This window comes from Paracoccus binzhouensis (genome assembly GCF_016446475.1).
In the GTDB taxonomy this organism is placed as follows: domain Bacteria; phylum Pseudomonadota; class Alphaproteobacteria; order Rhodobacterales; family Rhodobacteraceae; genus Paracoccus; species Paracoccus binzhouensis.
Window position 1 is genome coordinate 1 of the sequence record NZ_JAEHFP010000060.1, and the last position, 26,143, is coordinate 26,143.

The 26,143-nt window shown below is 68.4% G+C and carries 28 protein-coding genes; 16 read left to right on the forward strand and 12 right to left on the reverse strand.

The window, feature by feature from the left end; all coding sequences use genetic code 11:
• Positions 1 to 81: 81 nt before the first annotated feature.
• The 4 genes from I9P22_RS14110 to I9P22_RS14125 all read right to left on the reverse strand — a co-directional run bounded on the left by I9P22_RS14110 (position 82) and on the right by I9P22_RS14125 (position 3,698).
• The gene (locus I9P22_RS14110) at positions 82 to 303 is read right to left on the reverse strand and encodes a hypothetical protein (RefSeq protein WP_199260112.1); all 222 of its coding nucleotides are present in this window, start codon (positions 301 to 303) and stop codon (positions 82 to 84) included.
• A 345-nt stretch (positions 304 to 648) separates the two neighbouring features.
• On the reverse strand, positions 649 to 1,707 hold the full coding sequence (gene choV / locus I9P22_RS14115) for a choline ABC transporter ATP-binding protein (protein ID WP_199260113.1): 1,059 nt from the start codon (positions 1,705 to 1,707) through the stop codon (positions 649 to 651).
• The gene (gene choW, locus I9P22_RS14120; protein WP_199260114.1) at positions 1,700 to 2,551 is read right to left on the reverse strand and encodes a choline ABC transporter permease subunit; all 852 of its coding nucleotides are present in this window, start codon (positions 2,549 to 2,551) and stop codon (positions 1,700 to 1,702) included. Before choW ends, choV begins: the two co-directional genes overlap by 8 nt.
• A gap of 193 nt (positions 2,552 to 2,744) precedes the next feature.
• On the reverse strand, positions 2,745 to 3,698 hold the full coding sequence (locus tag I9P22_RS14125) for a choline ABC transporter substrate-binding protein (RefSeq protein WP_199260115.1): 954 nt from the start codon (positions 3,696 to 3,698) through the stop codon (positions 2,745 to 2,747).
• Between the two features lie 130 nt (positions 3,699 to 3,828).
• Between I9P22_RS14125 and betI the strand changes: the two genes are divergently transcribed.
• The 3 genes from betI to betA all read left to right on the forward strand — a co-directional run bounded on the left by betI (position 3,829) and on the right by betA (position 7,574).
• A complete protein-coding gene (gene betI, locus I9P22_RS14130; protein ID WP_199260116.1) occupies positions 3,829 to 4,398 on the forward strand; it encodes a choline-binding transcriptional repressor BetI in 570 nt (189 codons plus the stop codon).
• On the forward strand, positions 4,395 to 5,840 hold the full coding sequence (betB, locus tag I9P22_RS14135) for a betaine-aldehyde dehydrogenase (RefSeq protein WP_199260117.1): 1,446 nt from the start codon (positions 4,395 to 4,397) through the stop codon (positions 5,838 to 5,840). Before betI ends, betB begins: the two co-directional genes overlap by 4 nt.
• Before the next feature lie 81 nt (positions 5,841 to 5,921).
• Positions 5,922 to 7,574: a choline dehydrogenase gene (gene betA, locus I9P22_RS14140; RefSeq protein WP_199260118.1), complete on the forward strand. Its 1,653-nt coding sequence runs from the start codon at positions 5,922 to 5,924 to the stop codon at positions 7,572 to 7,574.
• Between the two features lies 1 nt (position 7,575).
• Here the strand turns inward: betA and I9P22_RS14145 are convergent, their stop codons facing one another.
• Positions 7,576 to 8,109: a YceD family protein gene (locus I9P22_RS14145; protein ID WP_199260119.1), complete on the reverse strand. Its 534-nt coding sequence runs from the start codon at positions 8,107 to 8,109 to the stop codon at positions 7,576 to 7,578.
• A gap of 114 nt (positions 8,110 to 8,223) precedes the next feature.
• Here I9P22_RS14145 and I9P22_RS14150 point away from each other — a divergent pair, with 114 nt between their 5' ends.
• The gene (locus I9P22_RS14150) at positions 8,224 to 8,682 is read left to right on the forward strand and encodes an outer membrane protein assembly factor BamE (protein ID WP_199260120.1); all 459 of its coding nucleotides are present in this window, start codon (positions 8,224 to 8,226) and stop codon (positions 8,680 to 8,682) included.
• A gap of 47 nt (positions 8,683 to 8,729) precedes the next feature.
• Here I9P22_RS14150 and msrB read toward each other — a convergent pair whose 3' ends face one another.
• Complete coding sequence (gene msrB / locus I9P22_RS14155) at positions 8,730 to 9,122, reverse strand: peptide-methionine (R)-S-oxide reductase MsrB (RefSeq protein ID WP_199260121.1); 393 nt, start codon at positions 9,120 to 9,122, stop codon at positions 8,730 to 8,732.
• A gap of 112 nt (positions 9,123 to 9,234) precedes the next feature.
• Between msrB and I9P22_RS14160 the strand changes: the two genes are divergently transcribed.
• The 3 genes from I9P22_RS14160 to rnd all read left to right on the forward strand — a co-directional run bounded on the left by I9P22_RS14160 (position 9,235) and on the right by rnd (position 12,461).
• Positions 9,235 to 9,987, forward strand: coding sequence for a GNAT family N-acetyltransferase (locus I9P22_RS14160; RefSeq protein WP_199260122.1), 753 nt, complete (start codon positions 9,235 to 9,237; stop codon positions 9,985 to 9,987).
• 42 nt (positions 9,988 to 10,029) lie between these two features.
• Entirely contained in the window at positions 10,030 to 11,160 is a 1,131-nt protein-coding gene (gene tgt, locus I9P22_RS14165) for a tRNA guanosine(34) transglycosylase Tgt (RefSeq protein ID WP_199260123.1), read from the forward strand.
• 128 nt (positions 11,161 to 11,288) lie between these two features.
• The gene (gene rnd, locus I9P22_RS14170) at positions 11,289 to 12,461 is read left to right on the forward strand and encodes a ribonuclease D (RefSeq protein ID WP_199260137.1); all 1,173 of its coding nucleotides are present in this window, start codon (positions 11,289 to 11,291) and stop codon (positions 12,459 to 12,461) included.
• A 7-nt stretch (positions 12,462 to 12,468) separates the two neighbouring features.
• On the opposite strand, the gene I9P22_RS14175 is transcribed toward rnd, so the two are convergent.
• From I9P22_RS14175 to hisA, 4 genes are read right to left on the reverse strand one after another with little or no spacing between them, the layout of a single operon-like run.
• Positions 12,469 to 12,975 (reverse strand): MgtC/SapB family protein, encoded by a 507-nt coding sequence (locus I9P22_RS14175; RefSeq protein WP_199260124.1) that lies wholly within the window; start codon positions 12,973 to 12,975, stop codon positions 12,469 to 12,471.
• A gap of 7 nt (positions 12,976 to 12,982) precedes the next feature.
• A complete protein-coding gene (locus I9P22_RS14180) occupies positions 12,983 to 13,294 on the reverse strand; it encodes a phosphoribosyl-ATP diphosphatase (RefSeq protein WP_199260125.1) in 312 nt (103 codons plus the stop codon).
• Positions 13,291 to 14,052 (reverse strand): imidazole glycerol phosphate synthase subunit HisF, encoded by a 762-nt coding sequence (hisF, locus tag I9P22_RS14185; RefSeq protein WP_199260126.1) that lies wholly within the window; start codon positions 14,050 to 14,052, stop codon positions 13,291 to 13,293. The genes I9P22_RS14180 and hisF overlap by 4 nt, the downstream gene beginning before the upstream one ends.
• A gap of 27 nt (positions 14,053 to 14,079) precedes the next feature.
• Entirely contained in the window at positions 14,080 to 14,796 is a 717-nt protein-coding gene (gene hisA, locus I9P22_RS14190; protein WP_199260127.1) for a 1-(5-phosphoribosyl)-5-[(5-phosphoribosylamino)methylideneamino]imidazole-4-carboxamide isomerase, read from the reverse strand.
• A 172-nt stretch (positions 14,797 to 14,968) separates the two neighbouring features.
• On the opposite strand from hisA, the gene I9P22_RS14195 reads away from it, so the two are divergent.
• The gene (locus tag I9P22_RS14195; RefSeq protein WP_199260128.1) at positions 14,969 to 15,355 is read left to right on the forward strand and encodes a DUF2147 domain-containing protein; all 387 of its coding nucleotides are present in this window, start codon (positions 14,969 to 14,971) and stop codon (positions 15,353 to 15,355) included.
• Positions 15,356 to 15,447: 92 nt separating this feature from the next.
• Here the strand turns inward: I9P22_RS14195 and hisH are convergent, their stop codons facing one another.
• Together hisH and hisB are read right to left on the reverse strand one after the other, a co-directional pair.
• Positions 15,448 to 16,077 (reverse strand): imidazole glycerol phosphate synthase subunit HisH, encoded by a 630-nt coding sequence (gene hisH / locus I9P22_RS14200; RefSeq protein ID WP_199260129.1) that lies wholly within the window; start codon positions 16,075 to 16,077, stop codon positions 15,448 to 15,450.
• Entirely contained in the window at positions 16,077 to 16,664 is a 588-nt protein-coding gene (gene hisB, locus I9P22_RS14205) for an imidazoleglycerol-phosphate dehydratase HisB (RefSeq protein ID WP_199260130.1), read from the reverse strand. Before hisB ends, hisH begins: the two co-directional genes overlap by 1 nt.
• A 207-nt stretch (positions 16,665 to 16,871) precedes the next feature.
• On the opposite strand from hisB, the gene I9P22_RS14210 reads away from it, so the two are divergent.
• The 8 genes from I9P22_RS14210 (at position 16,872) to carB (ending at position 25,988) form a co-directional block, all read left to right on the forward strand.
• Entirely contained in the window at positions 16,872 to 17,456 is a 585-nt protein-coding gene (locus I9P22_RS14210) for a hypothetical protein (protein ID WP_233253402.1), read from the forward strand.
• A gap of 3 nt (positions 17,457 to 17,459) precedes the next feature.
• Entirely contained in the window at positions 17,460 to 17,822 is a 363-nt protein-coding gene (locus I9P22_RS14215) for a cell division protein ZapA (protein ID WP_199260131.1), read from the forward strand.
• Between the two features lie 579 nt (positions 17,823 to 18,401).
• Complete coding sequence (locus I9P22_RS14220) at positions 18,402 to 19,382, forward strand: sulfate ABC transporter substrate-binding protein (protein WP_199260138.1); 981 nt, start codon at positions 18,402 to 18,404, stop codon at positions 19,380 to 19,382.
• Positions 19,383 to 19,386: 4 nt separating this feature from the next.
• The gene (gene cysT / locus I9P22_RS14225; protein ID WP_199260132.1) at positions 19,387 to 20,223 is read left to right on the forward strand and encodes a sulfate ABC transporter permease subunit CysT; all 837 of its coding nucleotides are present in this window, start codon (positions 19,387 to 19,389) and stop codon (positions 20,221 to 20,223) included.
• Positions 20,216 to 21,088, forward strand: coding sequence for a sulfate ABC transporter permease subunit CysW (cysW, locus tag I9P22_RS14230; protein WP_199260133.1), 873 nt, complete (start codon positions 20,216 to 20,218; stop codon positions 21,086 to 21,088). Before cysT ends, cysW begins: the two co-directional genes overlap by 8 nt.
• A 16-nt stretch (positions 21,089 to 21,104) precedes the next feature.
• Positions 21,105 to 21,824, forward strand: a complete 720-nt coding sequence (locus tag I9P22_RS14235; RefSeq protein ID WP_199260134.1) for a sulfate/molybdate ABC transporter ATP-binding protein — start codon at positions 21,105 to 21,107, stop codon at positions 21,822 to 21,824.
• Between the two features lie 132 nt (positions 21,825 to 21,956).
• Positions 21,957 to 22,478: a TIGR00645 family protein gene (locus I9P22_RS14240; RefSeq protein WP_199260135.1), complete on the forward strand. Its 522-nt coding sequence runs from the start codon at positions 21,957 to 21,959 to the stop codon at positions 22,476 to 22,478.
• Between the two features lie 177 nt (positions 22,479 to 22,655).
• Positions 22,656 to 25,988: a carbamoyl-phosphate synthase large subunit gene (gene carB / locus I9P22_RS14245; protein ID WP_199260136.1), complete on the forward strand. Its 3,333-nt coding sequence runs from the start codon at positions 22,656 to 22,658 to the stop codon at positions 25,986 to 25,988.
• Positions 25,989 to 26,143 lie beyond the last annotated feature (155 nt).

Sequence of the window (26,143 nt, forward strand, 5' to 3'; positions counted from 1 at the left end):
CTCCCCCATACCTGCCTCAGCAAAAGGGAAGCACATCACGAGCAGGCCGGGAATCCTGAATCTTGATGCCCGCGATACGCTCTAGCGCAGGTCCCAGTAGTTCCGGCCGCGCCGCTGCGGTTCGAGCCCGATGTCGCGCAGCAGGTGCTCGGGAAGCGTGTCGACCGGCGGCGGCCGCCTGCCGCCCCGCCGCAGGGCGGCGCGCAGCAGCGCCAGGCTGACGCGCAGCAGGCCGTGGGTTTCGATCAGTTCGTCCAAAGGCGCGCGGAGTTCCCGCGCGGCACGGATGGTTGCAAGGGTCATCCTGTCCAGCCGCCCGTTCTGCACGGTGCGGCCCTCATGTTGCAATGGGTCGAAAAGGCAACGGACAGCGCCCGGGCGATATCGCGGGGCGTCGGCCGTCAGCGAAGAGGGGGAAGCTCAGTCCCGGTGAGGGATGCCCTGATCGGGTTCCGTCAACGCCGGTCCTGGCGTCGGTTCACCCCGTGAAAGGCGGCGGCCGAAGCGGCGGAAATGATGGTCATGCCGGTGCCCTTTCTGTCGAGGTTGCGGAACAGGGCCCTTGATAGGCACATCCGGCGATTCGAGGCAACCCCGCCCCGCGAGATTTGCGGGACGGGGCATGGCCTTGCTGCAACAGGAGGGGGATCAGTGCTCGACCGCGCCGCCCCCGGCGCCGCGCCGGGCGACCAGCCGGGACATGATGCTTTGCCGGGTCACGCGGCCGCCGCCCTGCAGGGGCAGCGCGTCGATGCCGGATTCGGTCATCATGCGGATGACCTCGCGCACCGGGGTCTCGCGGTCCAGCGGATCACCGGGAAGGTCGCCGGGCTCGGCCACGTCCTCGGCGGTCAGCACCGCCAGCGGGTTCATGTGGGCGACGAAATCCTCGACATAGGCATTGACCGGGTTGGCGATGATCTCGCGCGCGGTGCCGACCTGCACGATGCGGCCGCCCTCCATCAGCGCGATGCGGTTGCCGATGCGGAAGGCTTCGTCCAGGTCGTGGCTGACGAAGACGATGGTGCGGCGGAAGCGCTCCTGCAGCTCCAGCAGCTCGTCCTGGAGGCGGTTGCGGATCAGCGGGTCCAGCGCCGAGAAGGGCTCGTCCATCAGCAGGATCGGCGCCTCGGTGGCGAAGGCGCGGGCCAGGCCCACGCGCTGCTGCATGCCGCCCGACAGGTCGCCCACCTTGCGCTCGGCCCATTCGGCCAGCCCGACCGTGGCCAGCTGCGCATCGACGCGCTTGCGGCGTTCGGCGACGGGGACGCCGGCAAGCTCCAGCCCCAGGCCGACATTCTCGCGCACCGAGCGCCAGGGCAGCAGGCCGAACTGCTGGAACACCATGGCGACGCGCTCGCGCCGCAACCGGCGCAGCTCGGGGCCGCGTGCCTTGGTGACCGAGGCCATGTGGTCGCCGTCCCAGATCCGGACGTCGCCCCGGCAGACCGAGTTGAGCCCGTTCACCGCCCGCAGGAGCGTGGACTTGCCCGAGCCGGAAAGGCCCATCAGCACCAGGATTTCGCCCTCGCGCACGGTCAGCGAGCAATTGTGCACCCCCAGGACCTGGCCGGTCTCGGACTTGATCGGCCCGCGCTCCAGTCCCTGGTCCATCAGCGGCAGGGCCGCCTCGGGCGAATCGCCGAAGACGATGTTCACATTGTCGAATTCGACCGCGTTGCGCGCGGTTTCCATGCGATCAGTCATCACGCCTCCCTACGCGCATCATCCGGTCCAGCATGATGGCCACGACCACGATGATGAACCCGCTTTCGAATCCCAGCGCGGTGTTGACGCTGTTCAGCGCCCGCACCACCGGCACCCCCAGGCCCGAAGCCCCGACCAGCGCCGCAATCACCACCATGGACAGCGACAGCATGATCGTCTGGTTCAGCCCCGCCATGATCTGCGGCGCGGCGCTTGGCAGCTCGACCTTCCACAGCAGCTGGCGCGGCGTGGCGCCGAAGGCGATGGCGGCCTCGACCAGAGATTGCGGGGTCGAACTGATGCCCAGATGCGTCAGCCGGATCGGCGCCGGCAACACGAAGATCACCGTGGCGATCAGGCCGGGCACCATGCCGATGCCGAAGAAGACGATGGCCGGGATCAGGTAGACGAAGGTCGGCAGCGTCTGCATCAGGTCCAGCACCGGCCGCATCCAGGCATAGAGCCTGGGCCGATGCGCCGCGGCGATGCCGATGGGCACGCCGATGGCCATGCAGACCACGCAGGCCGACAGCACCAGGGTCAGGGACTGCATGGTCTCGTCCCAATAGCCCTGGTTGAGGATGAAGAGAAAGCTCAGCGCCACCAGCAGGCAGGTCTTCCAGCTGCGCTGCAGCGCCCAGGTCAGCGCCACCGCCAGCAGGGTGAAGATCAGCGGGTGGGGAAATTCGAGCAGCGCGAGAATGCCGTTGATCAGCCCGTCCATCAGCTTCGAGATGAAGTTGAAGACGACCCCGGCATGGGCGTTCAGCCAGTCGAAGATCGCCTTGGCCGTCTTGCCCACCGGGATCTTGGTCCCGGTCACCAGATCGGTCAGTTGCTCCATGCGTCCTTGTCTTTCTGCCGGGCGTTCGGCGAAGGTCTGCGCGGCGGCGGGCGGCCGGCCCTGGCGGCCGTCGCCCGGTGCGGGGCAGGTCTTCGCGTCCGGCGAAGGTGGAAGGAAGGGCCCGGAGGCCCGGGAACGCGGGGACAGGCCGGGACGCGCGCTGCGCCCGCGACGGCCTGCCGCCCGCCCGGATTCATTCGGCCAGCACCTTGTCCAGCGCCGCCTGCGCGTCGCCGCCATCGGCGGTGGTCACGCCCGCGAGCCAGGGCTTGGCCGCGTCGGGATTGGCCTTGAGCCATTGCAGCGCCGCATCGGCGGGCGCCTGGCCGTCATTCAGGATCAGGCCCATGACCTCGTTTTCCATCGGCAGGGTGAATTCCAGGTTCTGCAGGAACTTGCCGACATTCGGGCATGTCTCGACATAGCCGGCGCGCACGTTGGTATCGACCCGGGCGCCGCCGAAATCCGGCCCGAAGACATCGTCGCCGCCGGCCAGGTAGGTCATCTTGAACTGCGTGTTCATCGGATGCGGCTCCCAGCCCAGGAAGACGATGGGCTCTCCCGCGCCGTCGGCCCGGGCGACCTGCGCCAGCATGCCCTGTTCGCTGCTCTCGATCACCTCGAAGGTGCCCAGGTTGAACTTGTTCCCGGCCACCATCTCAAGAAGCAGGCGGTTGCCGTCATTGCCCGGCTCGATGCCGTAGATCTTGCCGTCCAACGCGTCCTTGTGGGCGGCGATCTTCGAAAAATCGTCGATGCCCAGCTTGGCGCCGGCCTCGTTGGTGGCAAGCGTGTACTTGGCGCCGGTCAGGTTGGTGCGCACGATCTCGACCGTGCCCGCCTCGCGGTAGGGGGCGAGATCGGCTTCCATCGTCGGCATCCAGTTGCCCAGGAACACGTCCACGTCGCCGGTCGACATGGCGGTATAGGTCACCGGCACCGACAGGATCTTGGTCTCGGTCTCGTAACCCAGCGCCTGCAGCACGGTCGAGGCCAGCCCCGTGGTGGCGCTGATGTCGCTCCAGCCGACATCCGAGAAGACGACCTTGCGGCACTCCATCGGCTCTTGTGCCGCAGCGAGGCCGGCCGTGGCGAGTGATGCGACCAATCCGGCGGCAAGAGCTGCGGCGGTGCGGCGAAATGTCATCTTTATCTCCCTGGTTTGTTGACTGGCGAGTCAATTAAGGCTTTTATTGATTGACGAGTCAATCAAAGATCTGCCAGATGCGGGTCGCTTGCGCGAATTTTCGAACGAAACGGCAAAACGGTGTCCTGTCATGCCCAAACTAGGTGCTGAACCTATCCGAAAGGCGGCATTAATCAACGCCGCGATTGTCACGGTGGGCCGCGCCGGGTCGCTGGACGTGACCGTGGCGCAGATCGCGCGCGAGGCGGGCATGTCCTCGGCGCTGGCGCATCACTATTTCGGCTCGAAGGAGCGGATCTTCCTGGCGGCGATGCGGCACATCCTGGCGCAATACGGCGCCTCGACCCGGGCGGCGCTGAAGGGGGCCGGCACCCCGCGCGAGCGGCTGGACGCCATCGTCGCCGCCAGCTTCGACAGTGCCAATTTCGAGCGCGACACCATCGCCGCCTGGCTGAACTTCTATGCTCTGGCCCTGGTCGAGCCCGAGGCGGCGCGGCTTCTGCGCGTCTATCACCGCCGGCTCAGCTCGAACCTGCTGGTGGCGCTGCGGCCTCTGGCGGGGGCGGGGGCCGAGCGCATCGCCCGCACGCTGGGGGCGCTGATCGACGGGCTTTACCTGCGCGCGGCGCTGTCCGACACGGCCGATGCCGCCGCCGCCGAACGCACGACACTGGATTACCTGGAGAAGGTCCTGCCATGAGCCATTTCGCCCAACCCGCCGCCAGCCTTTACATCGACGGCGCCTTCGTCGAGGGCGCGGGGGCCGAGCTTGCGGTGCATTATCCCTATACCGGCGCGGTGATCGCCACCCTGCGCGAGGCCTCGCCGGAGCAGGTGGCAAAGGCCACAGCAGCCGCTGCGGCGGCGCAGCCGGGCTGGGCGGCGCTGCGCCCCGTCGAGCGCGGCCGGGTGCTGATCCGGGCGGCGCAGATCATCCGCGAGCGGGCCGAGGAACTGGCGCGGCTCGAAACCCTGGACACCGGCAAGCCGATCCAGGAGACGCGGGTGGCCGACTGGCCCTCGGGCGCCGATGCGCTGGAATATTTCGGCGGGCTGGCGCCCACGGTGACCGGGCAGGCGATCCCGCTGGGCGGGGATTTCGTCTATACGATCCGCGAGGCGCTGGGGGTCTGCGCCGGCATCGGCGCCTGGAACTATCCCAGCCAGATCGCCTGCTGGAAGGCGGCGCCGGCCTTGGCCATGGGCAATGCCATGGTCTTCAAGCCCAGCGAGGAAACCCCGCTGGGCGCCCTGAAGCTGGCCGAGATCCTGACCGAGGCCGGGCTGCCCGCCGGCATCTTCAACGTGGTGCAGGGCCGCGGCGCGATAGGTAGCGCGCTGGTCACCGATCCGCGCGTCGCCAAGGTGTCGCTGACCGGCTCGGTCGCGACCGGGCAAAGGGTCTATGCCGCGGCGGCCGAGGGTATGCGCCATGTCACGATGGAACTGGGCGGCAAATCGCCGCTGATCGTCTTCGACGATGCCAGCCTCGAGGATGCGGTCGGCGCGGCGATGCTGGCGAATTTCTATTCCTCGGGACAGATCTGCTCGAACGGGACGCGGGTCTTCGTGCAGCAGGGCATCCTGCCCGCCTTCCTGGACCGGCTGGCCGAGCGGGTGGCGAAGGTCCGGATCGGCGATCCGCTGGACGAGGAAACCCAGCACGGCCCCATCGTCAGCCCGGCCCAGGCGGCGAAGATCCGCGAGGCCATCGAGCGCGGCCGCGCCGAGGGCGCGCGGCTGGTCTGCGGCGGCCCGGGCGAGGGTGCCTTCGTGCCGCCCACCGTCTTTGCCGATGCCTCGGATGACATGTGGATCGTGCGCGAGGAGATCTTCGGCCCGGTCATGTCGGTGCTGGGCTTCGCCACCGAGGCGGAGGCGGTGGCCCGCGCCAATGCCTCGCCCTATGGGCTGGCGGCCGGGGTGTTCACCCGCGACCTGGCGCGCGGCCATCGGGTCGCGGCGGCGCTTCAGGCGGGGACCACCTGGATCAACGCCTATAATCTGACCCCGGTCGAGGCGCCCTTCGGCGGGGTGAAGCTGTCGGGCATCGGCCGCGAGAACTCGGCCGCGGCCATCGAGCATTATTCGCAGCTGAAATCGGTCTATGTCGGGATGGGAGGCGTCGATGCGCCCTATTGAGCGGCGTGGCGCCCGCGGCGCGGTGGGCATGGGTATTTGGCAAACGGAAAGAGCCGCGACCGCGGTGCAGGGGAGGCAGGCATGATCCCGGATTACGTCATCGTCGGCGCCGGCTCGGCCGGCTGCGCGCTGGCCTATCGGCTGGTGATGGCCGGCAAGCGGGTGGACATCGTCGAATATGGCGGCAGCGATGTCGGGCCCTTCATCCAGATGCCGGCGGCGCTGTCCTATCCGATGAACATGCGCCGCTATGACTGGGGGTTTTCCTCGGAGCCCGAGCCGCATCTGGGCGGGCGCCGGCTGGTCACGCCGCGCGGCAAGGTGGTCGGCGGCTCGTCCTCGATCAACGGCATGGTCTTTGTGCGCGGCCATGCCCGGGATTTCGACTTCTGGGCCGAGAGCGGCGCCGAGGGCTGGGCCTATGCCGACGTGCTGCCCTATTTCAAGCGCATGGAAAGCTCACATGGCGCGGTCAGCGACTATCGCGGCACCGAGGGGCCGCTGCATGTCACCCGTGGCTCGCGCAAGAACCCGCTGTTCAACGCCTTCATCCGCGCCGGGCGCGAGGCCGGCTATCCGACCACCGAGGATTACAACGGCGCCCGCCAGGAAGGCTTCGGCGCCATGGAGGCGACGATCTGGGAAGGCCGGCGCTGGTCGGCCGCCAATGCCTATCTGCGCCCGGCGCAGGAAACCGGGCTGCTGCGGCTGCGGCGCGGGCTGGCGCAGCGCGTGGTCTTCGAGGATGGCCGCGCCGTGGGTGTCGAGGTCCGAAATACCCGCGGCGTCAACGTGTTCCGGGCGAAACATGAGGTGATCCTTTCGGCCAGCTCGATCAACACGCCGAAGCTGCTGATGCTGTCGGGGATCGGCCCGGCGGACCATCTGCGCGAACATGGCGTCGAGGTCCGGGCGGACCGGCCCGGGGTGGGCGCGAACCTGCAGGACCACCTGGAAGTCTACATGCAATATACCGCCACCAAGCCGGTGACGCTTTACAAGCACTGGAACCTGTGGGGGAAGGGCTCGATCGGCGCGCAATGGTTGGCGACCGGCACCGGCCTCGGCGCCTCGAACCAGTTCGAGAGCTGCGGCTTCATCCGCTCGGCCGCCGGGGTGGAATATCCCGACATCCAGTATCATTTCCTGCCGCTGGCGGTACGCTATGACGGCAAGGCGGCGGCCGAGGGCCATGGCTTCCAGGTCCATGTCGGGCCGATGCGGTCGAAGTCGCGCGGCACGGTGCGGCTGAAATCCACCGATCCGAAACAGGCGCCCGAGATCCGCTTCAACTACATGTCGCATCCCGACGACTGGGCCGAGTTCCGCGCCTGCGTGCGCCTGACGCGCGAGATCTTCGCGCAGCCGGCCTTTGCCGAATACAAGGGCTACGAGATCCAGCCGGGCGAGGGCGTGGTGAGCGATGAGCAGATCGATGCGTTCATCCGCGAGCATGCCGAGTCGGCCTTCCATCCCTGCGGCACGGCGCGCATGGGCCGGCGGGACGACGAGATGGCGGTGGTCGATCCCGAACTGCGGGTGATCGGAGTCGAGGGGCTGCGCGTCGCCGACAGTTCGATCTTCCCGCGCATCACCAACGGCAACCTGAACGCGCCCTCGATCATGACCGGCGAGAAGGCCGCCGACCACATCCTGGGCCAGGGCATGCTGGCGCCGCTGAACCTGGGGCCGGAAATCGCGCCGGATTGGCAGGAAAGGCAGCGTTCCGCATGAGTTATCCCCGCTTCTTCGAATCCTTCAAGAGATCGGAGAGCCCGGCGAAGGGCTTGCGGGTCTCGGGCTCGGGTGCGGGTTCGGTCCCGGCTTCGGCCAGGTCCGCGCCCTCGGCCCGGGGATAGAGCGGCAGGGCCAGGGCCAGTTCCTCGACCATGATCGCCTCGACGTCGATGAAGGCGCCCAGCGGCTCCAGGTCATCGTCGGGCATCTCGACCTCGTCGCCCTCGGGCGTGCCGGCATGCGGCGAATAGAGGCGATGCACCGGCTCGTCCAGCGTGGTCTTGACCGGGGCCAGGGTGACGACGCAGGGCTGCACGACCCGGGCCGAGAGCCGGCCTGTGACCTCCCAGGCGTCGTTCTGCACGGCGCGGATCTCGCCGGCGAATCCCAGCCGGGGCAGGGCGCTCAGCCCCAGCTTGCCGGCCAGCGCCGCGCGCGCCGCGGCATCGGGGGCAAGCGTGAAGGCCGTGGGCTGGCGCGGGTTCAGTTGCGCCACCCGGAACCGGGTCTGCGGGGCTTTGGCTTGGGTCATCGGGGCCTTTCGCGGGCGGGACTCGCCCTTGGTCTGGATATTCTTGAGCGCGGGGCACGAGTTTGCTAAGCCGGTCGCGCGGCGTCAACAGGCGCGTAAGGGGACAGTGAGAAGATGAAGATTTCCCGGCGGCAGATCATGGGTTTCGCGCTGGCTGCGCCTCTGGGCCTCGCCGCCTGCCAGGCCACCTATCGCAATCACGGCTATGTGCCGCCCGAGGAGCAGCTGGCCCAGGTCGTCGTCGGCCAGACCGCGCAAGCCGAGCTGGAGGGGCTGATCGGCCGGCCTTCGGCCCAGGGGCTGCTGACCGGCTCGGCCTGGTATTACGTCGGCTCGCGCTGGCAGTTCTACGGCCCCCGCGAGCCGCGCGAGATCGACCGCCAGGTGGTCGCCATCAGCTTCAACGAAAGCGGCGTGGTCAGCAATGTCGAACGCTTCGGGCTGGAACGCGGCCGGGTGGTGGTGCTGTCGCGCCGCGTCACCGATACCGGGGTCACCAGCCTGGGGCTGATCCGGCAGCTGATGGGCAATGTCGGCCGGGTCTCGGCCGGGCAGCTGCTGGACCAGCAATAGGCCAGGGGGCTTCACCGCGGGGGGCGCCGCGGCGCCCTTCCCGCCGTTCAGTCCGCCTCGGGCACGAAGCGCAGCGCCACGCCGTTGATGCAATAGCGCAGCCCGGTGGGCGGCGGGCCGTCCGGGAAGACATGCCCCAGATGCGCGTCGCAGCGATGGCAGCGCACCTCGGTGCGGATCATGCCGTGGCTCAGGTCGCGATGCTCGTCGATGGCGCCGCCCGCTTGCGAGAAGCTGGGCCAGCCGCAATGGCTTTCGAACTTGGCATCGCCGTCGAACAGCCGGGCGCCGCAGCAGACGCATTCGTAATGGCCCGGCCCCTCGGGAAAGCCCGGATGGGAAAACGGCCGCTCGGTCCCGGCCTGCCGCGTCACCCGATAGGTTTCGGGGTCCAGCGTCGCGCGCCATTCGGCATCGGTCTTGGTGATCCGCTTTGACATCTTCGCCCTTCAATCCTGCTATGCTGCTGTTACAAGATAGGTGCAGGGAAGGCGGTAGCAAGTCGGATCACGGCCGATCGGCGGCCATTCGGGAGGATCGGGCAGGGACGCCATGCAGGCATTGCGCAAGGGCCGCTACGAGGTCGGTTTCGCTGAAACCGCAGGGGAAATCCGCGAAGCGCAACACCTGCGCTGGCTGTGTTTCATCGGCCGCGGCCGGCCGGACGACGCGCCCGAGGCGCTGGATGCCGACGATCACGACGCCCGCTGCACCCATGTGCTGATTCGCGAGACCGGCGGCCGGCTGGTCGCCTGCTTCCGCATGCTGACCCTGTCCGGCGGCGCCGAGATCGGCGACAGCTATTCGGCGCGCTATTACAACCTGTCGCGGCTGCGCGATTTCCACGGCCGCATGGTCGAGATCGGCCGTTTCTGCATCCATCCCGAGCTGCAGGACCCGGACATCCTGCGCCTGGCCTGGGGCGCCCTGGCCCGGCATGTCGATGAAGAGCGCGTCGAGATGCTGTTCGGCTGTTCCAGCTTCATGGGCACCGACACCCATGGCTACGAGGACGCCTTCGCCATGCTGCGCGAGCGGCATCTGGCGCCCAAGCGCTGGCTGCCGCGGGTCAAGGCGCCGCAGGTCTTCCGCTTCGCCCGGGCGCTGCGGCTGCGCAAGCCCGATCCGCGCCGCGCCATGGCGGCGATGCCGCCGCTGCTGCGCTCATACCTCGCCATGGGCGGCTGGGTCAGCGATCATGCGGTGGTGGACCGGCAACTCGACACGCTGCATGTCTTCACCGGGCTGGAGATCCGCGCCATTCCCCCGGGGCGGGCGAAACTCTTGCGCGCGGCCGGCGTGTAAGCGGCTTTGCATCCGGCGCGCAAAGCGCCTATGTGCCGGCGCATGAGCGACAGATTCCAATTCTCGGTCCAGGCCACCGACGGCCGCGCCCGCACCGGCGTGATCCGGACCCCGCGCGGCGAGATCCGCACCCCCGCCTTCATGCCGGTCGGCACCGCCGCCACCGTCAAGGCGATGTTGCCCGAATCGGTGCGCGCCACCGGCGCCGACATCCTGCTGGGCAACACCTATCACCTGATGCTGCGCCCCGGGGCCGAGCGCATCGCCCGGCTGGGCGGCCTGCACCGCTTCATGAACTGGCCGCGGCCGATCCTGACCGATTCGGGCGGCTTCCAGGTCATGTCGCTGTCCAGCCTGCGCAAGCTGACCGAGGAGGGCGTGACCTTCTCCAGCCATGTCGATGGCTCGAAGCATTTCCTGTCGCCCGAGACCAGCATGGAGATCCAGCGCCTGCTCGGCTCGGACATCGTCATGGCCTTTGACGAATGCCCGGCGCTGCCGGCGTCCGAGGAGGTGGTGGCGACATCCATGCGCATGTCGATGCGCTGGGCGCAGCGCTCGCGCGACGCCTTCGGCGACCGGCCGGGCCACGCGCTGTTCGGCATCATGCAGGGCGGCGTCACCCGCGAACTGCGCGAGGAATCGGCCGAGGCGCTGAAGGCGATCGGCTTCGAGGGCTATGCCATCGGCGGCCTCGCGGTGGGCGAGGGGCAGGAGGCGATGTTCGGCGTGCTCGACTATGCCCCCGGCTTCCTGCCCGAGGACAAGCCGCGCTATCTGATGGGCGTCGGCAAGCCCGACGACATCGTCGGCGCAGTGCTGCGCGGCGTCGACATGATGGATTGCGTGCTGCCCTCGCGCTCGGGGCGCACGGGGCAGGCCTGGACCCGGCGCGGCCAGGTCAACATCAAGAACGCGCGGCATGCCGACGACCCGCGGCCGCTGGACGAAAACTGCAGCTGCCCGGCCTGCACCGGCTATTCCCGCGCCTATCTGCACCATGTCTTCCGCGCCGGCGAGATGATCTCGGGGATGCTGCTGACTTGGCACAACCTGCATTACTTCCAGGAACTGATGGCCGGGCTGCGCGAGGCCATCACCGCCGGCACCCTGGCCGGCTTCGTCGCCGAATTCGCGGCAATGCGGGCACAGGGCGACATAGAACCTTTGTAAAACGCCGGGTAATGCCTTGAATTTCTGCGAACCTTCGATATTGCCGAAGGGAATCGCCCGGTGGATGACCCGCCGACCCGTGAAAGAGCCCTATGCCAGCCACCGCACAGACCGACCGCAAGACCGACATCCGCACCATCGCCACCACGGCCGAGCTGGCCGAATTCTGCGACCTGGCCAAGGCCCAGCCCTATGTCACGCTCGACACCGAATTCCTGCGCGAGCGGACCTATTATTCCAAGCTCTGCCTGATCCAGGCGGCGCTGCCGCCGGCCGGCTCGGCCAAGGCGGCGGGCGGGCTGGCGGTGCTGATCGACCCGCTGGCCGAGGGGCTGTCGCTCGAGCCGCTCTACGACCTGTTCCGCCACAAGGCGACGGTCAAGGTCTTCCACGCCGCGCGCCAGGACCTGGAAATCTTTTTCCACGATGCCGGCGTGTTTCCCGATCCGCTGTTTGACACCCAGATCGCCGCCATGGTCTGCGGCTTCGGCGAGCAGGTCGGCTACGAGACGCTGGTCAGGAAGATCGCCCGCCAGCCGCTGGACAAGTCCTCGCGCTTCACCGATTGGTCGCACCGGCCGCTTTCGGATGCGCAGGCGGCCTATGCGCTGGCCGACGTGACGCATCTGCGGGCGATCTACGAGTTCCTCTCGGCCCAGCTCGACAAGACCGGCCGCGCGCCATGGCTGGAGGAGGAGGTCGCGGTGCTTCTGAACCCCGAGACCTACATCACCCGCCCGGACGAGGCCTGGACGCGGGTGCGCACCCGCTCGGGCTCGCCGCGCTTCCTGGCGGTGGTGCGCGAGCTGGCGCGCTTCCGCGAAAGCTTCGCCCAGGAACGCGACATTCCCCGCGCCCGGGTGTTCAAGGACGATGCGCTGATCGAGCTGGCCTCGACCAAGCCGCTGACCGAGGCCGATCTGGGCAAGTCGCGGCTGCTCCTGCGCGACGCCCGGCGCGGCGAGATCGCCAGCGGCATCCTGACCGCGGTCAAGGCCGGGCTGGAGGCCAGGGACCTGCCCAAGCCCGCGCCCGAGGAGCCGGGCCGGCCCGGCAATGCGGCGCTGGCCGACCTGCTGCGGGTGCTGCTGAAGGCCAAGTCCGATGCGGCCGGCGTGGCGCCACGGCTGATCGCCTCGGCGGCGGATCTCGATGCGATCGCCTCGGGCGCCCGCGACCTGCCGGCGCTGTCGGGCTGGCGGGCCGAGGTCTTCGGCGAGGACGCGCTGCGCCTCGCGGCAGGTGAGATCGCGCTGTCGGCGCAGGGCGGCGCCGTGAAGGTGGTGCCGGTGCCGCGTTGAACGGCCGCTAGTCACCGGCCTCGCCGGTCTCCTCGGCCACCTCCTGCGCTACCGGCGTGATCAGGATCCGGATCAGATACAGCACCGCCATGGCCATGGCGGTGGCGATCAGCGCCAGCCACAGGTCGCCGGTGCCGCAGCACAGCCCGATGGCGCCGCAAAGCCACATCGAGGCGCCGGTGGTGATGCCGCGCACATTGCCCTTGTTGATGACGATCGAGCCGGCGGCCAGGAAGGCCACGCCCGCCGTCACCGCCTCGATCAGCCGCAAGGGATCGGTGCGCTGCTGATGGTCGTTGGCGTTGAGTTCGGTCAACTCCATCGCCACCAGCGTGAAGCAGGCCGCCGCCAAGGTGATCAGCATATGGGTGCGCAGCCCGGCGGCGCGGGCGTGGACCTCGCGCTCCCAGCCGATGACGCCGCCCAGCAGCACCGCCATCACCAGGCGCAGGACCACCACCGCAATGGGCAGGCTGGTCGGTCGCGAAAACTCCTCGGCCAGCATGTCCAGCATCGCGGGATCACTTTCGTGCGGCTTTTTCCTCGATGCCCGAACGCCCCTCGCGGCGGTCGAGTTCATTTTCCACCTCGGAAAGCGTCACGTCGCGCGCCGCCAGCATGACCAGCAGGTGATAGAGCGTGTCGGCCGCTTCGCAGATCAGCCGCTCGCGGTCGCCCCTGACCGCCTCGATGATCGCTTCGACGGCTTCCTCGCCGAATTTCTCGGCGCATTTCTCGGGGCCCTTCGACAGCAGCTTGGCGGTCCAGCTGGTCTCGGGATCGGCGCCCTTGCGCGCCGCGATGGTCGCGGCTAGGCGGTGAAGGCCGCTCATGTCAGCCTCACGGGAATGCCGGCGGCGGCCAGATGCGCCTTGGCCTCGGCCACGGTGAAGGTGCCGAAATGGAAGATCGAGGCCGCCAGCACCGCCGAGGCATGGCCCTCCAGTACGCCTTCGGCCAGATGCTCCAGCATCCCGACCCCACCCGAGGCGATGACCGGCACGTTCACCGCATCGGCGACGGCGCGGGTCAGCGGGATGTTGAAGCCCGACTTGGTGCCGTCGCGGTCCATGCTGGTCAGCAGGATCTCGCCCGCGCCATTGGCGGCGACGGTGCGGGCGAATTCCACCGCGTCGATTCCGGTGGGCTTGCGGCCGCCATGGGTGAAAATCTCCCACTTGCCGGGCGCCACGGTCTTGGCGTCGATGGCGCAGACGATGCACTGGCTGCCGAAACGGTCGGCGGCCTCGGCGATCACGTCCGGGTTCGCCACGGCGGCCGAGTTGAAGCTGACCTTGTCCGCCCCGGCCAGCAGCAGCGCCCGCACGTCCTGGTGGCTGCGCACGCCGCCGCCGACGGTCAGCGGCACGAAGCAGGCCTCGGCCGTGCGCGTCACCAGGTCGTACATGGTGCCGCGATTTTCATGCGTGGCATGGATGTCGAGAAAACAGATCTCGTCCGCGCCGGCCGCGTCATAGGCGCGCGCCGCCTCGACCGGGTCGCCGGCATCGATCAGATCGACGAAATTCACGCCCTTGACCACGCGGCCATCGGCGACATCCAGGCAGGGGATCACACGGGTCTTCAGCATGGCGCCTTGTTACCTCGCCCTGCGCCGTCAGGCCAGCGCCTTCAGCGCCGCGTTCAGGTCGATGGCGCCGTCGTAAAGCGCCCGACCCGAGATGGCGCCGGCAATGACCCCGGTGGCGCGCAGCGCCATCAGGTCCTGCAGCGAGGAAACCCCGCCCGAGGCGATGACCGGGATGTTCACCGCCCGGGCCAGCGCCTCGGTCGCGGCGATGTTGGGGCCGGCCATGGCGCCGTCGCGGTCGATATCGGTATAGATGATCGCGGCCACGCCGGCATCCTCGAAGCGATGCGCCAGGTCGACGGCCATCACCTCTGTCTCCTCGGCCCAGCCGCGCGTCGCCACCCGGCCGCCGCGCGCGTCGATGCCGACGGCGATCTTGCCCGGAAAGGCCATGGCCGCCTCGTGCACCAGCGCCGGCTGCTCGACCGCCACCGTGCCCAGGATTACCCGTGCCAGCCCGCGCTCCAGCCAGGCCTCGATGGTCGCCATGTCGCGGATGCCGCCGCCCAGCTGGGCCGGCACCTCGACGGCGGCCAGGATCGCCTCGACCGCGGCGGCGTTCACCGGCTTGCCGGCGAATGCGCCGTTCAGGTCGACCAGATGCAGCCATTCCGCCCCGGCATCCTGAAAGGCGCGGGCCTGCGCGGCGGGATCGGTGCCGAAGACGGTCGCCGCCTCCATGTCGCCGCGCAGCAGGCGCACGCAATTGCCGTCCTTGAGGTCGATCGCGGGATAAAGGATCATCGCATCTCTCCTGATAGCGTGGCGCCCCTTTGCCACAGCCGGCGCCGATCCGAAAGCCCCGGGCTCCCGCTGCCGCGACCTCACGTCAGGCTTGATCGGCGCGTGCTGCCGCCCGCATCCTGCGTCCGGGACCACAACCCGCAGACAAGACCCCGGGGGAGGGGGAATCACCATGAGAACACTGGCTCTTGCCGCATCGCTCGCGCTGGCGGGCAGCGCCGTTCATGCCCAGGGCATCGGCGGCATCTTCCAGACCCAGGCCAATGACGACGGCAATATCGGCATGGTGCAGTTCTACGATTGCGGCGGCAAGTATTGCGGCAAGCTGATCAAGAGCTTCGACAGCGCGGGGAAAGAGATCGCCTCGCCGCATACCGGCAAGAACATCGTCGCCGGCATGACCGACGAGGGCGGCGGCAAGTTCTCGGGCGGCACGATCTGGGATCCGGGCGCCGACAAGACCTACAAGTCGAAGATGCAGCTCGACGGCAAGACGCTCAACGTCTCGGGCTGCATTGCGGTGTTCTGCCGGACCCAGCGCTGGGTCAGGGTGAAATAGCCCCGGCCCTTTCCGTTTTCCAAATGCCCCGGGGGAACGCCCGCGGCGCCCCGTCCAGGGGCGCATCGGGCGTGGGGGCAGGGTCCCCGCCCTCAGGGACGCCAGCGCAGGAAATTGCCGATGATGCGCAGCCCGACGGCTTGCGACTTCTCGGGGTGGAACTGGGTGCCGACGATATTGTCGCGCCCGACCACCGCCGTCACCGGCCCGCCGTAATCGGCGGTGGCCAGCAGATGCGCCGGATCGGCGACGCGGAACTGCCAGCTATGCACGAAATAGGCGTGGTCGCCGGTGGCGATGCCGTCGAGCAGCGGATGCGGGCGCAGCACGGTCAGGTCGTTCCAGCCCATATGCGGCACCTTCAGGCCAGGGGCGTCGATGGCGTCGATCTCGCCGCCGATCCAGCCCAGCCCGGCGGTGTCGCGATATTCATGCCCGGTCTCGGCCAGCATCTGCATGCCGACGCAGATGCCCATGAAGGGCACGGCGCGGTCCAGCACCGCCTCGCGCAGCGCCTCGACCATGCCCGGCACGGCGTCCAGCGCCGCCCGGCAGGCCGGAAAGGCGCCGTCGCCCGGCAGCACGATGCGCTCGGCGCGGGCCACCACCGCGGGGTCGGAGGTCACCACCACCTCGGCCCCGGCCTCGCGCCCCATCAGCGCGAAGGCCTTTTCCGCCGAATGCAGGTTGCCGCTGTCGTAATCGACCAGCGCGACGCGCATCAGAGCGCCCCCTTGGTCGAGGGCAGCACGCCGGCCATGCGCGGATCCGGCTCGACCGCCTCGCGCAGCGCGCGGGCCACCGCCTTGAAGGTCGCCTCGGCGATGTGATGCGCATTCAGCCCGTGCAGCCGATCCACATGCAGCGTGATGCCGCCATGGGTCGAGAGCGCCTGGAAGAATTCCCGCACCAGCTCGGTGTCGAAGCTGCCAATCTTCTGCGCCGGGAAATCCACGTTCCAGACCAGGAAGGGCCGCCCCGACAGGTCCAGCGCCGCCCGGACCAGCGCATCGTCCATGGCCAGGTGGAACGCGCCATAGCGCCGGATGCCGGTCTTGTCGCCAAGCGCCTGGACCAGCGCCTTGCCGATGGCGATGCCGGTATCCTCGACCGTGTGGTGGTCGTCGACCTGCAGGTCGCCCCGGGCCCGCACCGTCAGGTCGATCAGCGAATGCCGCGCCAGCTGGTCCAGCATGTGATCGAAGAAGCCGACGCCGGTGCGGTTGTCGTAGCGGCCGCTGCCGTCCAGGTCCAGCTCGACCTCGATCTGCGTCTCGGCCGTGTCGCGGGTGATCTTTGCGCGGCGCATCTGGCGTCTCTCCTCATCAGGCTTGCCGCCTTATAGGGCCCGATCCGGCGGCTGAAAAGCGCGGGATGTGGCGGGAAATCCCGGCCATCCTTGTCATATGGCCAAGGCGGTGCCAAAAAGTGACAAGCGACCCACAAGGGCGACCCACGAAGCAAGCCACCCATAGGGGCACCCGCAAGGACAAGCGACCCGAAAGGATCCCGGCCGATGAGAGACGACCTGAACGCCAGCGAGAAGCGGCTTATCGCGGCCCTGGACCGCATCGACCAGTTCATCGACCGCGCGGCAGGGCGGCGCGGCGACCCGGACGGCGCCCCGCCCGACCCGGGTCTGGCGGCGCAGCTGCACGAGGCCCGCAGCGAAAACCGACGCCTGTCGCAGGAACTGGCCGCGCTGCACGAGCGGCAATCCGAAACCCTGGCCGCCTGCGAGGCGCGGCTGGCCGAGGCGCATCGGCGGCTGGTCGATGCCGGGCAGGAGGCCGCGCGCCTCGCCGCCGCCAACGAGGCGCTGGCCGAGGCCAACCGGGCGCTGATCGACGCCGCCGGGGCGCCGGGCGACGAGGTCCGCCGCGCGTTCGAGGCCGAGATCGAATCACTGCGCGCCGCCCGCGCGGCCGAGATGGCGCAGATGGGCGACATCATCGACACGCTGGACCGGCTGGCCGGCACCCCCGCCGCCGATGCGCCGCCGGCGGCCGCGCCGGGGAGCGGCGCAAGCGAGGCCGCCGTCCCCGACGAAGGGGCCGGGTTCGCGGCGGAGAATGCGGATCTGGACGAGGAAAGGGGCTGATCCATGGCCGAAGTCGATTTCTCGATCGGGCACAAGTCCTATACCCTGGCCTGCCAGGAAGGCGAGGAGCGGCTGCTGAAGCGCGCCGCCGCGCTGCTCGATGCCGAGGCGCAGGCGATCCTGGAACAGGCCGGGCGGATGCCCGAGCCGCGGCTCCTGCTGCTGGCCGGGCTGATGCTGGCCGACCGCACCGCGGCCTTGGAGGATCGCGCCGCCTCGGCCGAGCGCGAGCTGGCGCGGCTGAAGACCAATCCGCAGCGCGTCGAGGTGCCGGTGGTGCCCGAAAGCCTGGTCGAGGGCATGGCCGAGCTGGCCGCCCGCGCCGAGGCGCTGGCCCAGAAGGCCGAGGACCAGCTGGCGGGCTGAGCGCCCCGCCGCGCCGTCGCATGGGTATTTGAGGAACGAAGAAATCCGCCGGGCGGCCAGGCCGCGCCCGGCGGCTTCGTCATGGGTCTTTGGGAAACGGTGAAAGCGGCCGGTTCCCGGGGCGGGGGCGGCGGGTTCTGCCAATGGCTGGGCGGGGGTCGGGGCGGGAAGCCGACGGGGGCCGCGGCCCCGGCGAATCTTGCCGGAAAATCCCCGATCCGCGGCGGGGCAGGGTGGGAAGGCCGCCGCCTGGCGGGCGCGTTTCGGGCGATCCCTCTTTCAACATATTGATTTCAAAATATATTAAAAACGATGGGTGAAAGCGTCTTTCTTCTTGAAATAAACGATAAACTCTGTCGTAATTTGGGGCATGAGACGCCTTGCAAGGCAATCAAGGAGGATAGAGGCACCATGATCCGCACCATCCGCGTGACCGACAGCCAGCTGGCCCACGGCCGTGTGATCCGCCGCCATCTCGACGGCCGCCTGACGGTCGAGGACGGCACCAAGCGCCTGACCGGCCATCCGCTGCGTTCGGGCTTTCGGGATCGTTGCCTGGGCTTTTCGCTGCGCCGTGCGATGACGGCGGCGGCGACAGTGCTGGGGCTGGGATTGGGTCTTGCCGGCCAGGCCCATGCCGAGAACACGCTGCTGAATGTCAGCTACGACCCGACCCGCGAGCTTTACCGCGAGGTGAACGCCGCCTTCGCCGCGAAATGGCAGGCCGAGGGCCACGAGGCGCCGGTCATCGAGACTTCGCATGGCGGCTCCGGGGCGCAGGCGCGCTCGGTGATCGACGGGCTCAAGGCGCAGGTCGTGACGCTGGCGCTGGCTTCGGACATCGACAAGATCGCCGAAAAGGGCCTGCTGCCCGCGGACTGGCAGTCGCGCCTGCCGCATAACAGCGCCCCCTATACCTCGACCATCGTCTTCCTGGTGCGCGAGGGCAATCCCAAGGGCCTCAAGGACTGGGGCGACCTGGTCAAGGAAGGCGTCGAGGTGATCACGCCCAATCCCAAGACCTCGGGCGGGGCGCGCTGGAACTATCTGGCCGCCTGGGCCTGGGCCGAAAAGAACGGCCAGGATCCCAAGAGTTTTGTGGCCGAGCTCTACAAGCATGTCCCGGTGCTGGACAGCGGCGCGCGCGGCGCCACCACCACCTTCACCCAGCGCGAGATCGGCGACGTGCTGCTGGCCTGGGAGAATGAGGCCTATCTGGCGCTGAACGAGCTGGGCGAGGATCGCTTCGACATCGTCGTGCCCTCGGTCTCGGTCTTGGCCGAGCCGCCGGTGACGCTGGTGGACAAGAACATTGCCGATGACGAGCAGAAGGCCCTGGCCCAGGCCTATCTGGACTTCCTCTATACGCCCGAGGCGCAGGCGCTGGCCTTCAAGCACTACTATCGCGCCTGGGACACCAGTGCCGCCGATCCCGAGGACGTGGCGCGCTTCCCGAAGCTGGACCTGGTGGGCATCGAGCATTTCGGCGGCTGGAAGAAGGCCCAGCCCGAGCATTTCGGCGACGGCGGCACCTTCGACCAGATCTATAGCGGGAGCTAAGGCCATGCGGGCCCTGGGCATCCAGAAATCCCCCATGCCCGGCTTTGCGCTGGGCATGGGCATCACCATGACCATGCTGTCGCTGATCGTGGTCCTGCCGGTCGGCGCATTGCTGGCGCAGGGCGCTGGCTACGGGCTCGAGAATGTCTGGACCACGGTGAACACGCCGCGGGTCTGGGCGGCGCTCTACCTGTCCTTCCGGCTGGCCTTCTTCGCGGCGCTGTTCAACCTGGCCTTCGGCACGCTGCTGGCCTGGGTGCTGGCGCGCTACGACTTCCCCGGCCGCCGGCTGGTCGACGCCTTCGTGGACCTGCCCTTCGCCCTGCCGACCGCGGTGGCCGGCATCGCGCTGACCGCGCTTTACGCGCCGAACGGCGTCTTTGGCGGCATCGCCAGGGAGCTGGGCGGCAAGATCGCCTATACCCAATGGGGCATCCTGGTGGCGCTGATCTTCGTCGGCCTGCCCTTCGTCACCCGCACCGTGCAGCCGGTGATCGCCGAGATCGAGCAGGAGGTCGAGGAAGCCTCGGCCACGCTGGGGGCGGAACGCTTCTACACCCTGCGCCGGGTGATCCTGCCCATGCTGCTGCCGGCGGCGCTGACCGGCTTCGCGCTGTCGCTGGCGCGTGCGGTGGGCGAATACGGCTCGGTCATCTTCATCGCCGGCAACCTGCCGCTGAAGACCGAGATCGCGCCGCTCCTGATCGTCATCAAGCTCGAGGAATTCGACTATGACGGCGCGGCGGCCATCGGCATCGCCATGCTGCTGATCTCGTTCAGCATGCTTCTGGCGATCAACCTGATCCAGATCTGGAGCCGCAGGAGGATCGGCCATGTCTGACGGCACGCAAACCCTGCCCGCCAAATGGCGCCCGGTGACCGAGGAAAGCCGCCCGGTCCGCATCGCCCTGATCGCGGCGGCGCTGGCTGGGCTGGCGGTGCTGGTGCTGGCCCCGCTGGTCGTGGTCTTCGCCGAGGCCCTGGCGCGCGGCGCGGCCGAGGCGGTCGCCTCGCTGGTCCAGCCCGACGCCCGCGCGGCCGTCAAGCTGACGCTGCTGGTCGCGGCCGTCGCCGTGCCGGTGAATGCCGTCTTCGGCATCGCCGCCGCCTGGACGATCACCAAGTTCGACTTCCGCGGCAAGGCCTTCCTGATCACCCTGATCGACCTGCCGTTTTCCATCTCGCCGGTGGTGGCGGGGCTGGCGCTGGTGCTGCTCTTCGGCACCAACAGCCTGGTCGGCGGCTGGCTGGTCGCCAGCGGCTTCCCGATCATCTTTGCCCTGCCGGGGATCGTGCTGGCGACGATTTTCGTCACCTTCCCCTTTGTCGCCCGCGAACTGATCCCGGTGATGATCGAGCAGGGCCGGGCCGAGGAGGAGGCGGCGCTGACCTTGGGCGCCTCGGGCTGGCGCGCTTTCCTGACCGTGACGCTGCCCAACATCAAATGGGCGCTGCTCTACGGGGTGCTGCTGTGCAATGCCCGCGCCATGGGCGAATTCGGCGCCGTCGCCGTGGTCTCGGGCAAGATCCGCGGCCAGACCGCCACCATGCCGATCACCATCGAGATGATGTATAACGAATATCTCTCGGTCGCGGCCTTTTCGCTGGCCGCGGTTCTGGCGCTTCTCGGCCTGCTGACGCTGGCGCTCAAGACCGTGCTGGAATGGCGCCATGCCGACCAGCTTGCCGCCAGCCGCCGGCACTGAACCATCGAGGTCCATCATGCATATCGAAATCGACGAAATCGCCAAGAGCTTCGGATCGACCACCGCGCTGCATCCGGTCAGCCTCGCCATTCCCTCGGGGGCGCTGGTGGCGCTCCTGGGGCCGTCCGGCTCGGGCAAGACCACGCTGCTGCGCATCCTGGGCGGGCTGGAATTCCCGACCTCGGGCCGGGTGCTCTTCGACGGCCAGGACGCGACCGGGCTGACGGTGCAGGAACGCCGCGCCGGCTTCGTGTTCCAGAGCTACGCGCTGTTCCGGCACATGACCGTGTTCGAGAACATCGCCTACGGGCTGCGCGCCCGGCCGCGCCGCACCCGCCCGCCGCAGGCCGAGATCGAGCGCCGGGTGACCAAGCTGCTGGAGCTGATCCAGCTGCCGCAGATCGCCAAGCGCTTCCCCAGCCAGCTGTCGGGCGGCCAGCGCCAGCGCGTCGCCCTGGCCCGCGCCTTGGCCATCGAGCCGCGCATGCTGCTGCTCGACGAGCCCTTCGGCGCGCTCGACGCCCGGGTCCGCAAGGAGCTGCGCCAGGGCCTGCGCGAGATCCACGACACCACCGGCCTGACCACGGTCTTCGTCACCCATGACCAGGACGAGGCCATGGAGCTTGCCGACCTGGTGGTGGTGATGTCCATGGGCCGGATCGAGCAGGTCGGCCGCCCGCAGGACATCCGCGCCCGGCCGGCGACGCCCTTCGTGCGCGCGTTCATCGACGCCTGAGCCCCGCCCGTCCCCTTGCCGGGGTAACTGGAAGACAGCAGAAAGCCTCCGTTCGCGCCCGACCGGCGCACGGGGGCTTTTCGCCGCGCTGCGGCGTGACTAGATCGGCTGCGACGTACAACGGGAGACGACATGGAACACCTGATCGAACGCAGTCTTTTCGCCAGCCGCTGGCTGATGGCGCCGATGTATGTCGGCTTGTCGCTGTCGCTTCTGTTGCTGCTCTGGGTCTTCGGGCTGGAGCTCTGGCATCTGGTGCAGATCCTGCCGGTGATGACCGTGAACGACGCGGTGCTGGGGGTGCTGGCGCTGATCGACCTGAGCCTGGCGGCGAATCTGCTGCTGATCGTGATCTTCTCCGGCTACGAGAATTTCGTCAGCCGCATGAACCTGAGCGAACACGAGGACCGGCCGGAATGGCAGGGCGAGGTGGATTTCTCGGGGCTGAAGCTGAAACTGGTGGCCTCGATCGTGGCGATTTCGGGCATCCATCTGCTGAAGGTGTTCATGGATGTCGGCAAATACGGCGCAGACCAGATCCGCTGGATGGTGGTGATCCACCTGGTCTTCGTGGTCTCGGGCGTGCTGCTGGCGGCGATGGACTGGATCTCGAACCATGGCAAGGGGTTGAAGAAGCGCGCGCCCAAGGCGTGACGCACCCGCCCGGTGGCGCGGCCGCATGGGTATTTGGAAAACGGAAAAAGGGGCAGGGCGTCGCCTGATGGGCGGCGCCCGGCTTTTTTCCCGGGCGGGCGGCGCGGACCCTTGCGACTTTGCCCGCCATGGCTATAACCCCGGACGATTTATCAGCCGCCAACCCGAGGGACCGCCATGCCGAAAAGAACCGATATCAAATCCATCCTGATCATCGGTGCCGGTCCCATCGTCATCGGGCAGGCCTGCGAGTTCGACTATTCCGGCGCCCAGGCCTGCAAGGCCCTGCGCGAGGAAGGCTACCGGGTCATCCTGGTGAACTCGAACCCGGCCACGATCATGACCGATCCCGAGATGGCGGATGCGACCTATATCGAGCCGATCACCCCCGAGGTGGTGGAAAAGATCATCGCCAAGGAACGGCCCGACGCGCTGTTGCCGACCATGGGCGGGCAGACCGGGCTGAACACCGCGCTCGCGCTGGCCGACATGGGCGTTCTGAACCGCTACGGCGTCGAGCTGATCGGGGCGCAGCGCGCCGCCATCGAGATGGCCGAGGACCGCAAGCTGTTCCGCGAAGCCATGGACCGCATCGGCCTGGAAAACCCCCGCGCCACCATCGTCGCCGCGCCGAAGCATCCGAACGGCCGCTATGACATCGCCGCCGGTGTCGCCATGGCGATGGAGGCGCTGGAGGAGATCGGCCTGCCCGCCATCATCCGCCCCGCCTTCACCCTGGGGGGCACCGGCGGCGGCGTCGCCTATAACCGGGACGATTACGAGCGCATCGTGCGCTCGGGGCTGGAAGCCTCGCCGGTGGCGCAGGTGCTGGTCGACGAAAGCCTGCTGGGCTGGAAGGAATACGAGATGGAGGTCGTGCGCGACCGCGCCGACAACGCCATCATCGTCTGCTCGATCGAGAACGTCGACCCGATGGGCGTGCATACCGGCGACTCGATCACCGTCGCCCCGGCGCTGACCCTGACCGACCGCGAATACCAGCGCATGCGCAACGGCTCCATCGCCGTGCTGCGCGAGATCGGCGTCGAGACCGGCGGCTCGAACGTGCAATGGGCGATCAACCCAAAGGACGGCCGCATGGTGGTGATCGAGATGAACCCGCGCGTGTCGCGGAGCTCGGCGCTGGCGTCCAAGGCCACCGGCTTTCCCATCGCCAAGATCGCGGCGAAGCTGGCCGTCGGCTATACGCTGGACGAGCTCGACAACGACATCACCAAGGTCACGCCGGCCTCGTTCGAGCCCTCGATCGACTATGTGGTGACCAAGATCCCGCGCTTCGCCTTCGAGAAGTTTCCGGGCAGCAAGCCCGAGCTGACCACGGCGATGAAATCGGTGGGCGAGGTCATGGCCATCGGCCGGAGCTTTCACGAATCGCTGCAGAAGGCGCTCGCCTCGATGGAGAACGGGCTGACCGGCCTCGACGAGATCGAGATCCCCGGCGCCCCCGACAAGGCGGCCGTCATCAAGGCGATCAGCGCCCAGACCCCTGACCGGCTGCGCCTGATCGCCCAGGCCATGCGCCATGGGCTCTCGGATGACGAGATCCAGCACGCTACCGCCTTCGACCCCTGGTTCCTGGCGCGCCTGCGCGAGATCGTCGATGCCGAGAATGCCCTGCGCGCGGGCGGGTTGCCCCAGGATGCCGAGGGCCTGCGCCGGCTGAAGATGATGGGATTCACCGATGCCCGGCTGGCGGCCCTGACCGGCGCCGGCGAGAAAGCCGTGCGCGAGGCGCGCCGCGCCCATGACCTGCACCCGGTCTTCAAGCGCATCGACACCTGCGCCGCCGAGTTCGAGGCCCAGACCCCCTATATGTATTCGACCTACGAAGCCCCGGCGATGGGCGACGTCGAGAACGAGGCCCGGCCCAGCGACCGCAAGAAGGTCGTGATCCTGGGCGGCGGCCCGAACCGCATCGGCCAGGGCATCGAGTTCGACTATTGCTGCTGCCATGCCTGTTTCGCGCTGACCAAGGCCGGCTACGAGACCATCATGGTCAACTGCAACCCCGAGACGGTCTCGACCGATTACGACACCTCGGACCGGCTGTATTTCGAGCCGCTGACGCTGGAACACGTCCTGGAAATCCTGCGCATCGAGCAGGAAAACGGCACGCTGCACGGCGTCATCGTCCAGTTCGGCGGCCAGACGCCCCTGAAACTGGCCAACGCGCTGGAGGAGGAGGGCATCCCGATCCTCGGCACCACGCCGGACGCCATCGACCTGGCCGAGGACCGCGAGCGCTTCCAGAAGCTCCTGCACGAGCTCGGCCTCAGGCAGCCCGTCAACGGCATCGCCCATTCCGACGCCGAGGCCATCGAGATCGCCGAACGCATCGGCTTCCCGCTGGTCATCCGCCCCTCCTACGTGCTGGGCGGCCGCGCCATGGAGATCGTGCGCGACATGGACCAGCTCAACCGCTACATCCGTGAGGCGGTGCAGGTCTCGGGCGACAGCCCGGTGCTCTTGGACAGCTATCTCTCCGGCGCCATCGAGGTCGACGTGGATGCGCTTTCCGACGGCAAGACCGTCCACGTCGCCGGCATCATGGAACATATCGAGGAGGCGGGCGTGCATTCCGGCGACTCGGCCTGCTCGCTGCCGCCGCACACGCTCGACGCCGCCACCATCGCCGAGCTCAAGCGTCAGACCGAGGCCATGGCCCGGGCCCTGAACGTGGTCGGGCTGATGAACGTGCAATTCGCGCTGAAGGACGGCGCCATCTACGTGCTGGAAGTCAACCCGCGCGCCTCGCGCACCGTGCCCTTCGTCGCCAAGGCCACCGATAGCGCGATCGCCTCGATCGCCGCGCGGCTGATGGCGGGCGAGCCGATGGCGAACTTCCCCGCGCGGCCCGCCTATCCCGAGGGCGTCGGCCCCGACGACCCGCTGCCCTTCGCCGACCCGCTGACGCTGGCCGACCCCAACACCCCCTGGTTCTCGGTCAAGGAGGCGGTGCTGCCCTTCGCCCGCTTCCCCGGCGTCGACACGCTCCTGGGCCCAGAAATGCGCTCGACCGGCGAGGTCATGGGCTGGGACCGCAGCTTCCCACGCGCCTTCCTGAAGGCGCAGATGGGGGCAGGGACGACGCTGCCTTCCGAGGGCCTGGTCTTCATCTCGGTCCGCGACGCCGACAAGTCCGAGGCGCTGGCCCAGGCGGCGCGTGAGCTGACCGCCATGGGCTTCAAGCTGGTCGCGACCCGCGGCACCGCCGAGTTCCTGCGCGGCGCCGGCGTCGAGACCGAACTGGTGAACAAGGTCTACGAAGGCCGCCCGAACATCGTCGACCGCCTGAAGAACGGCGAGATCGCCATGGTCCTGAACACCACCGAGGGCGCGCAAGCCATCGCCGATTCGCGCGAGATCAGGGCGGTCGCGCTGAACGACAAGATTCCGTATTATACCACGGCGGCGGGGAGTATTGCGGCCGTGGCGGCGATCAAGTCGCGCGGGGAAGGCGAGGTTGGGGTGCGGGCGTTGCAGGCGTAATGATGAGGCTACTTGTTTGAGCAGAAGAGATGGCCGCTCTCGGAGCGGCCACTTTTAAGGATATTTAGGCTCTGTTGCACAAATCCCGTCAGGGATTCAGATCGTGAATCCAGGGTGGTAGCTGTGATGTATGAGCAGACCCACACCGCCAACCT

Excerpts from the sequence above, each read along its gene's own strand:
- I9P22_RS14110 (WP_199260112.1), bottom strand. The coding sequence starts at position 303 with ATGACCCTTGCAACCATCCGTGCCGCGCGGGAACTCCGCGCGCCTTTG.
- choV (WP_199260113.1), bottom strand. The coding sequence starts at position 1,707 with ATGACTGATCGCATGGAAACCGCGCGCAACGCGGTCGAATTCGACAAT.
- choW (WP_199260114.1), bottom strand. The coding sequence starts at position 2,551 with ATGGAGCAACTGACCGATCTGGTGACCGGGACCAAGATCCCGGTGGGC.
- I9P22_RS14125 (WP_199260115.1), bottom strand. The coding sequence starts at position 3,698 with ATGACATTTCGCCGCACCGCCGCAGCTCTTGCCGCCGGATTGGTCGCA.
- betI (WP_199260116.1), top strand. The coding sequence starts at position 3,829 with ATGCCCAAACTAGGTGCTGAACCTATCCGAAAGGCGGCATTAATCAAC.
- betB (WP_199260117.1), top strand. The coding sequence starts at position 4,395 with ATGAGCCATTTCGCCCAACCCGCCGCCAGCCTTTACATCGACGGCGCC.
- betA (WP_199260118.1), top strand. The coding sequence starts at position 5,922 with ATGATCCCGGATTACGTCATCGTCGGCGCCGGCTCGGCCGGCTGCGCG.
- I9P22_RS14145 (WP_199260119.1), bottom strand. The coding sequence starts at position 8,109 with ATGACCCAAGCCAAAGCCCCGCAGACCCGGTTCCGGGTGGCGCAACTG.
- I9P22_RS14150 (WP_199260120.1), top strand. The coding sequence starts at position 8,224 with ATGAAGATTTCCCGGCGGCAGATCATGGGTTTCGCGCTGGCTGCGCCT.
- msrB (WP_199260121.1), bottom strand. The coding sequence starts at position 9,122 with ATGTCAAAGCGGATCACCAAGACCGATGCCGAATGGCGCGCGACGCTG.
- I9P22_RS14160 (WP_199260122.1), top strand. The coding sequence starts at position 9,235 with ATGCAGGCATTGCGCAAGGGCCGCTACGAGGTCGGTTTCGCTGAAACC.
- tgt (WP_199260123.1), top strand. The coding sequence starts at position 10,030 with ATGAGCGACAGATTCCAATTCTCGGTCCAGGCCACCGACGGCCGCGCC.
- I9P22_RS14175 (WP_199260124.1), bottom strand. The coding sequence starts at position 12,975 with ATGCTGGACATGCTGGCCGAGGAGTTTTCGCGACCGACCAGCCTGCCC.
- I9P22_RS14180 (WP_199260125.1), bottom strand. The coding sequence starts at position 13,294 with ATGAGCGGCCTTCACCGCCTAGCCGCGACCATCGCGGCGCGCAAGGGC.
- hisF (WP_199260126.1), bottom strand. The coding sequence starts at position 14,052 with ATGCTGAAGACCCGTGTGATCCCCTGCCTGGATGTCGCCGATGGCCGC.
- hisA (WP_199260127.1), bottom strand. The coding sequence starts at position 14,796 with ATGATCCTTTATCCCGCGATCGACCTCAAGGACGGCAATTGCGTGCGC.
- I9P22_RS14195 (WP_199260128.1), top strand. The coding sequence starts at position 14,969 with ATGAGAACACTGGCTCTTGCCGCATCGCTCGCGCTGGCGGGCAGCGCC.
- hisH (WP_199260129.1), bottom strand. The coding sequence starts at position 16,077 with ATGCGCGTCGCGCTGGTCGATTACGACAGCGGCAACCTGCATTCGGCG.
- hisB (WP_199260130.1), bottom strand. The coding sequence starts at position 16,664 with ATGCGCCGCGCAAAGATCACCCGCGACACGGCCGAGACGCAGATCGAG.
- I9P22_RS14210 (WP_233253402.1), top strand. The coding sequence starts at position 16,872 with ATGAGAGACGACCTGAACGCCAGCGAGAAGCGGCTTATCGCGGCCCTG.
- I9P22_RS14215 (WP_199260131.1), top strand. The coding sequence starts at position 17,460 with ATGGCCGAAGTCGATTTCTCGATCGGGCACAAGTCCTATACCCTGGCC.
- I9P22_RS14220 (WP_199260138.1), top strand. The coding sequence starts at position 18,402 with ATGACGGCGGCGGCGACAGTGCTGGGGCTGGGATTGGGTCTTGCCGGC.
- cysT (WP_199260132.1), top strand. The coding sequence starts at position 19,387 with ATGCGGGCCCTGGGCATCCAGAAATCCCCCATGCCCGGCTTTGCGCTG.
- cysW (WP_199260133.1), top strand. The coding sequence starts at position 20,216 with ATGTCTGACGGCACGCAAACCCTGCCCGCCAAATGGCGCCCGGTGACC.
- I9P22_RS14235 (WP_199260134.1), top strand. The coding sequence starts at position 21,105 with ATGCATATCGAAATCGACGAAATCGCCAAGAGCTTCGGATCGACCACC.
- I9P22_RS14240 (WP_199260135.1), top strand. The coding sequence starts at position 21,957 with ATGGAACACCTGATCGAACGCAGTCTTTTCGCCAGCCGCTGGCTGATG.
- carB (WP_199260136.1), top strand. The coding sequence starts at position 22,656 with ATGCCGAAAAGAACCGATATCAAATCCATCCTGATCATCGGTGCCGGT.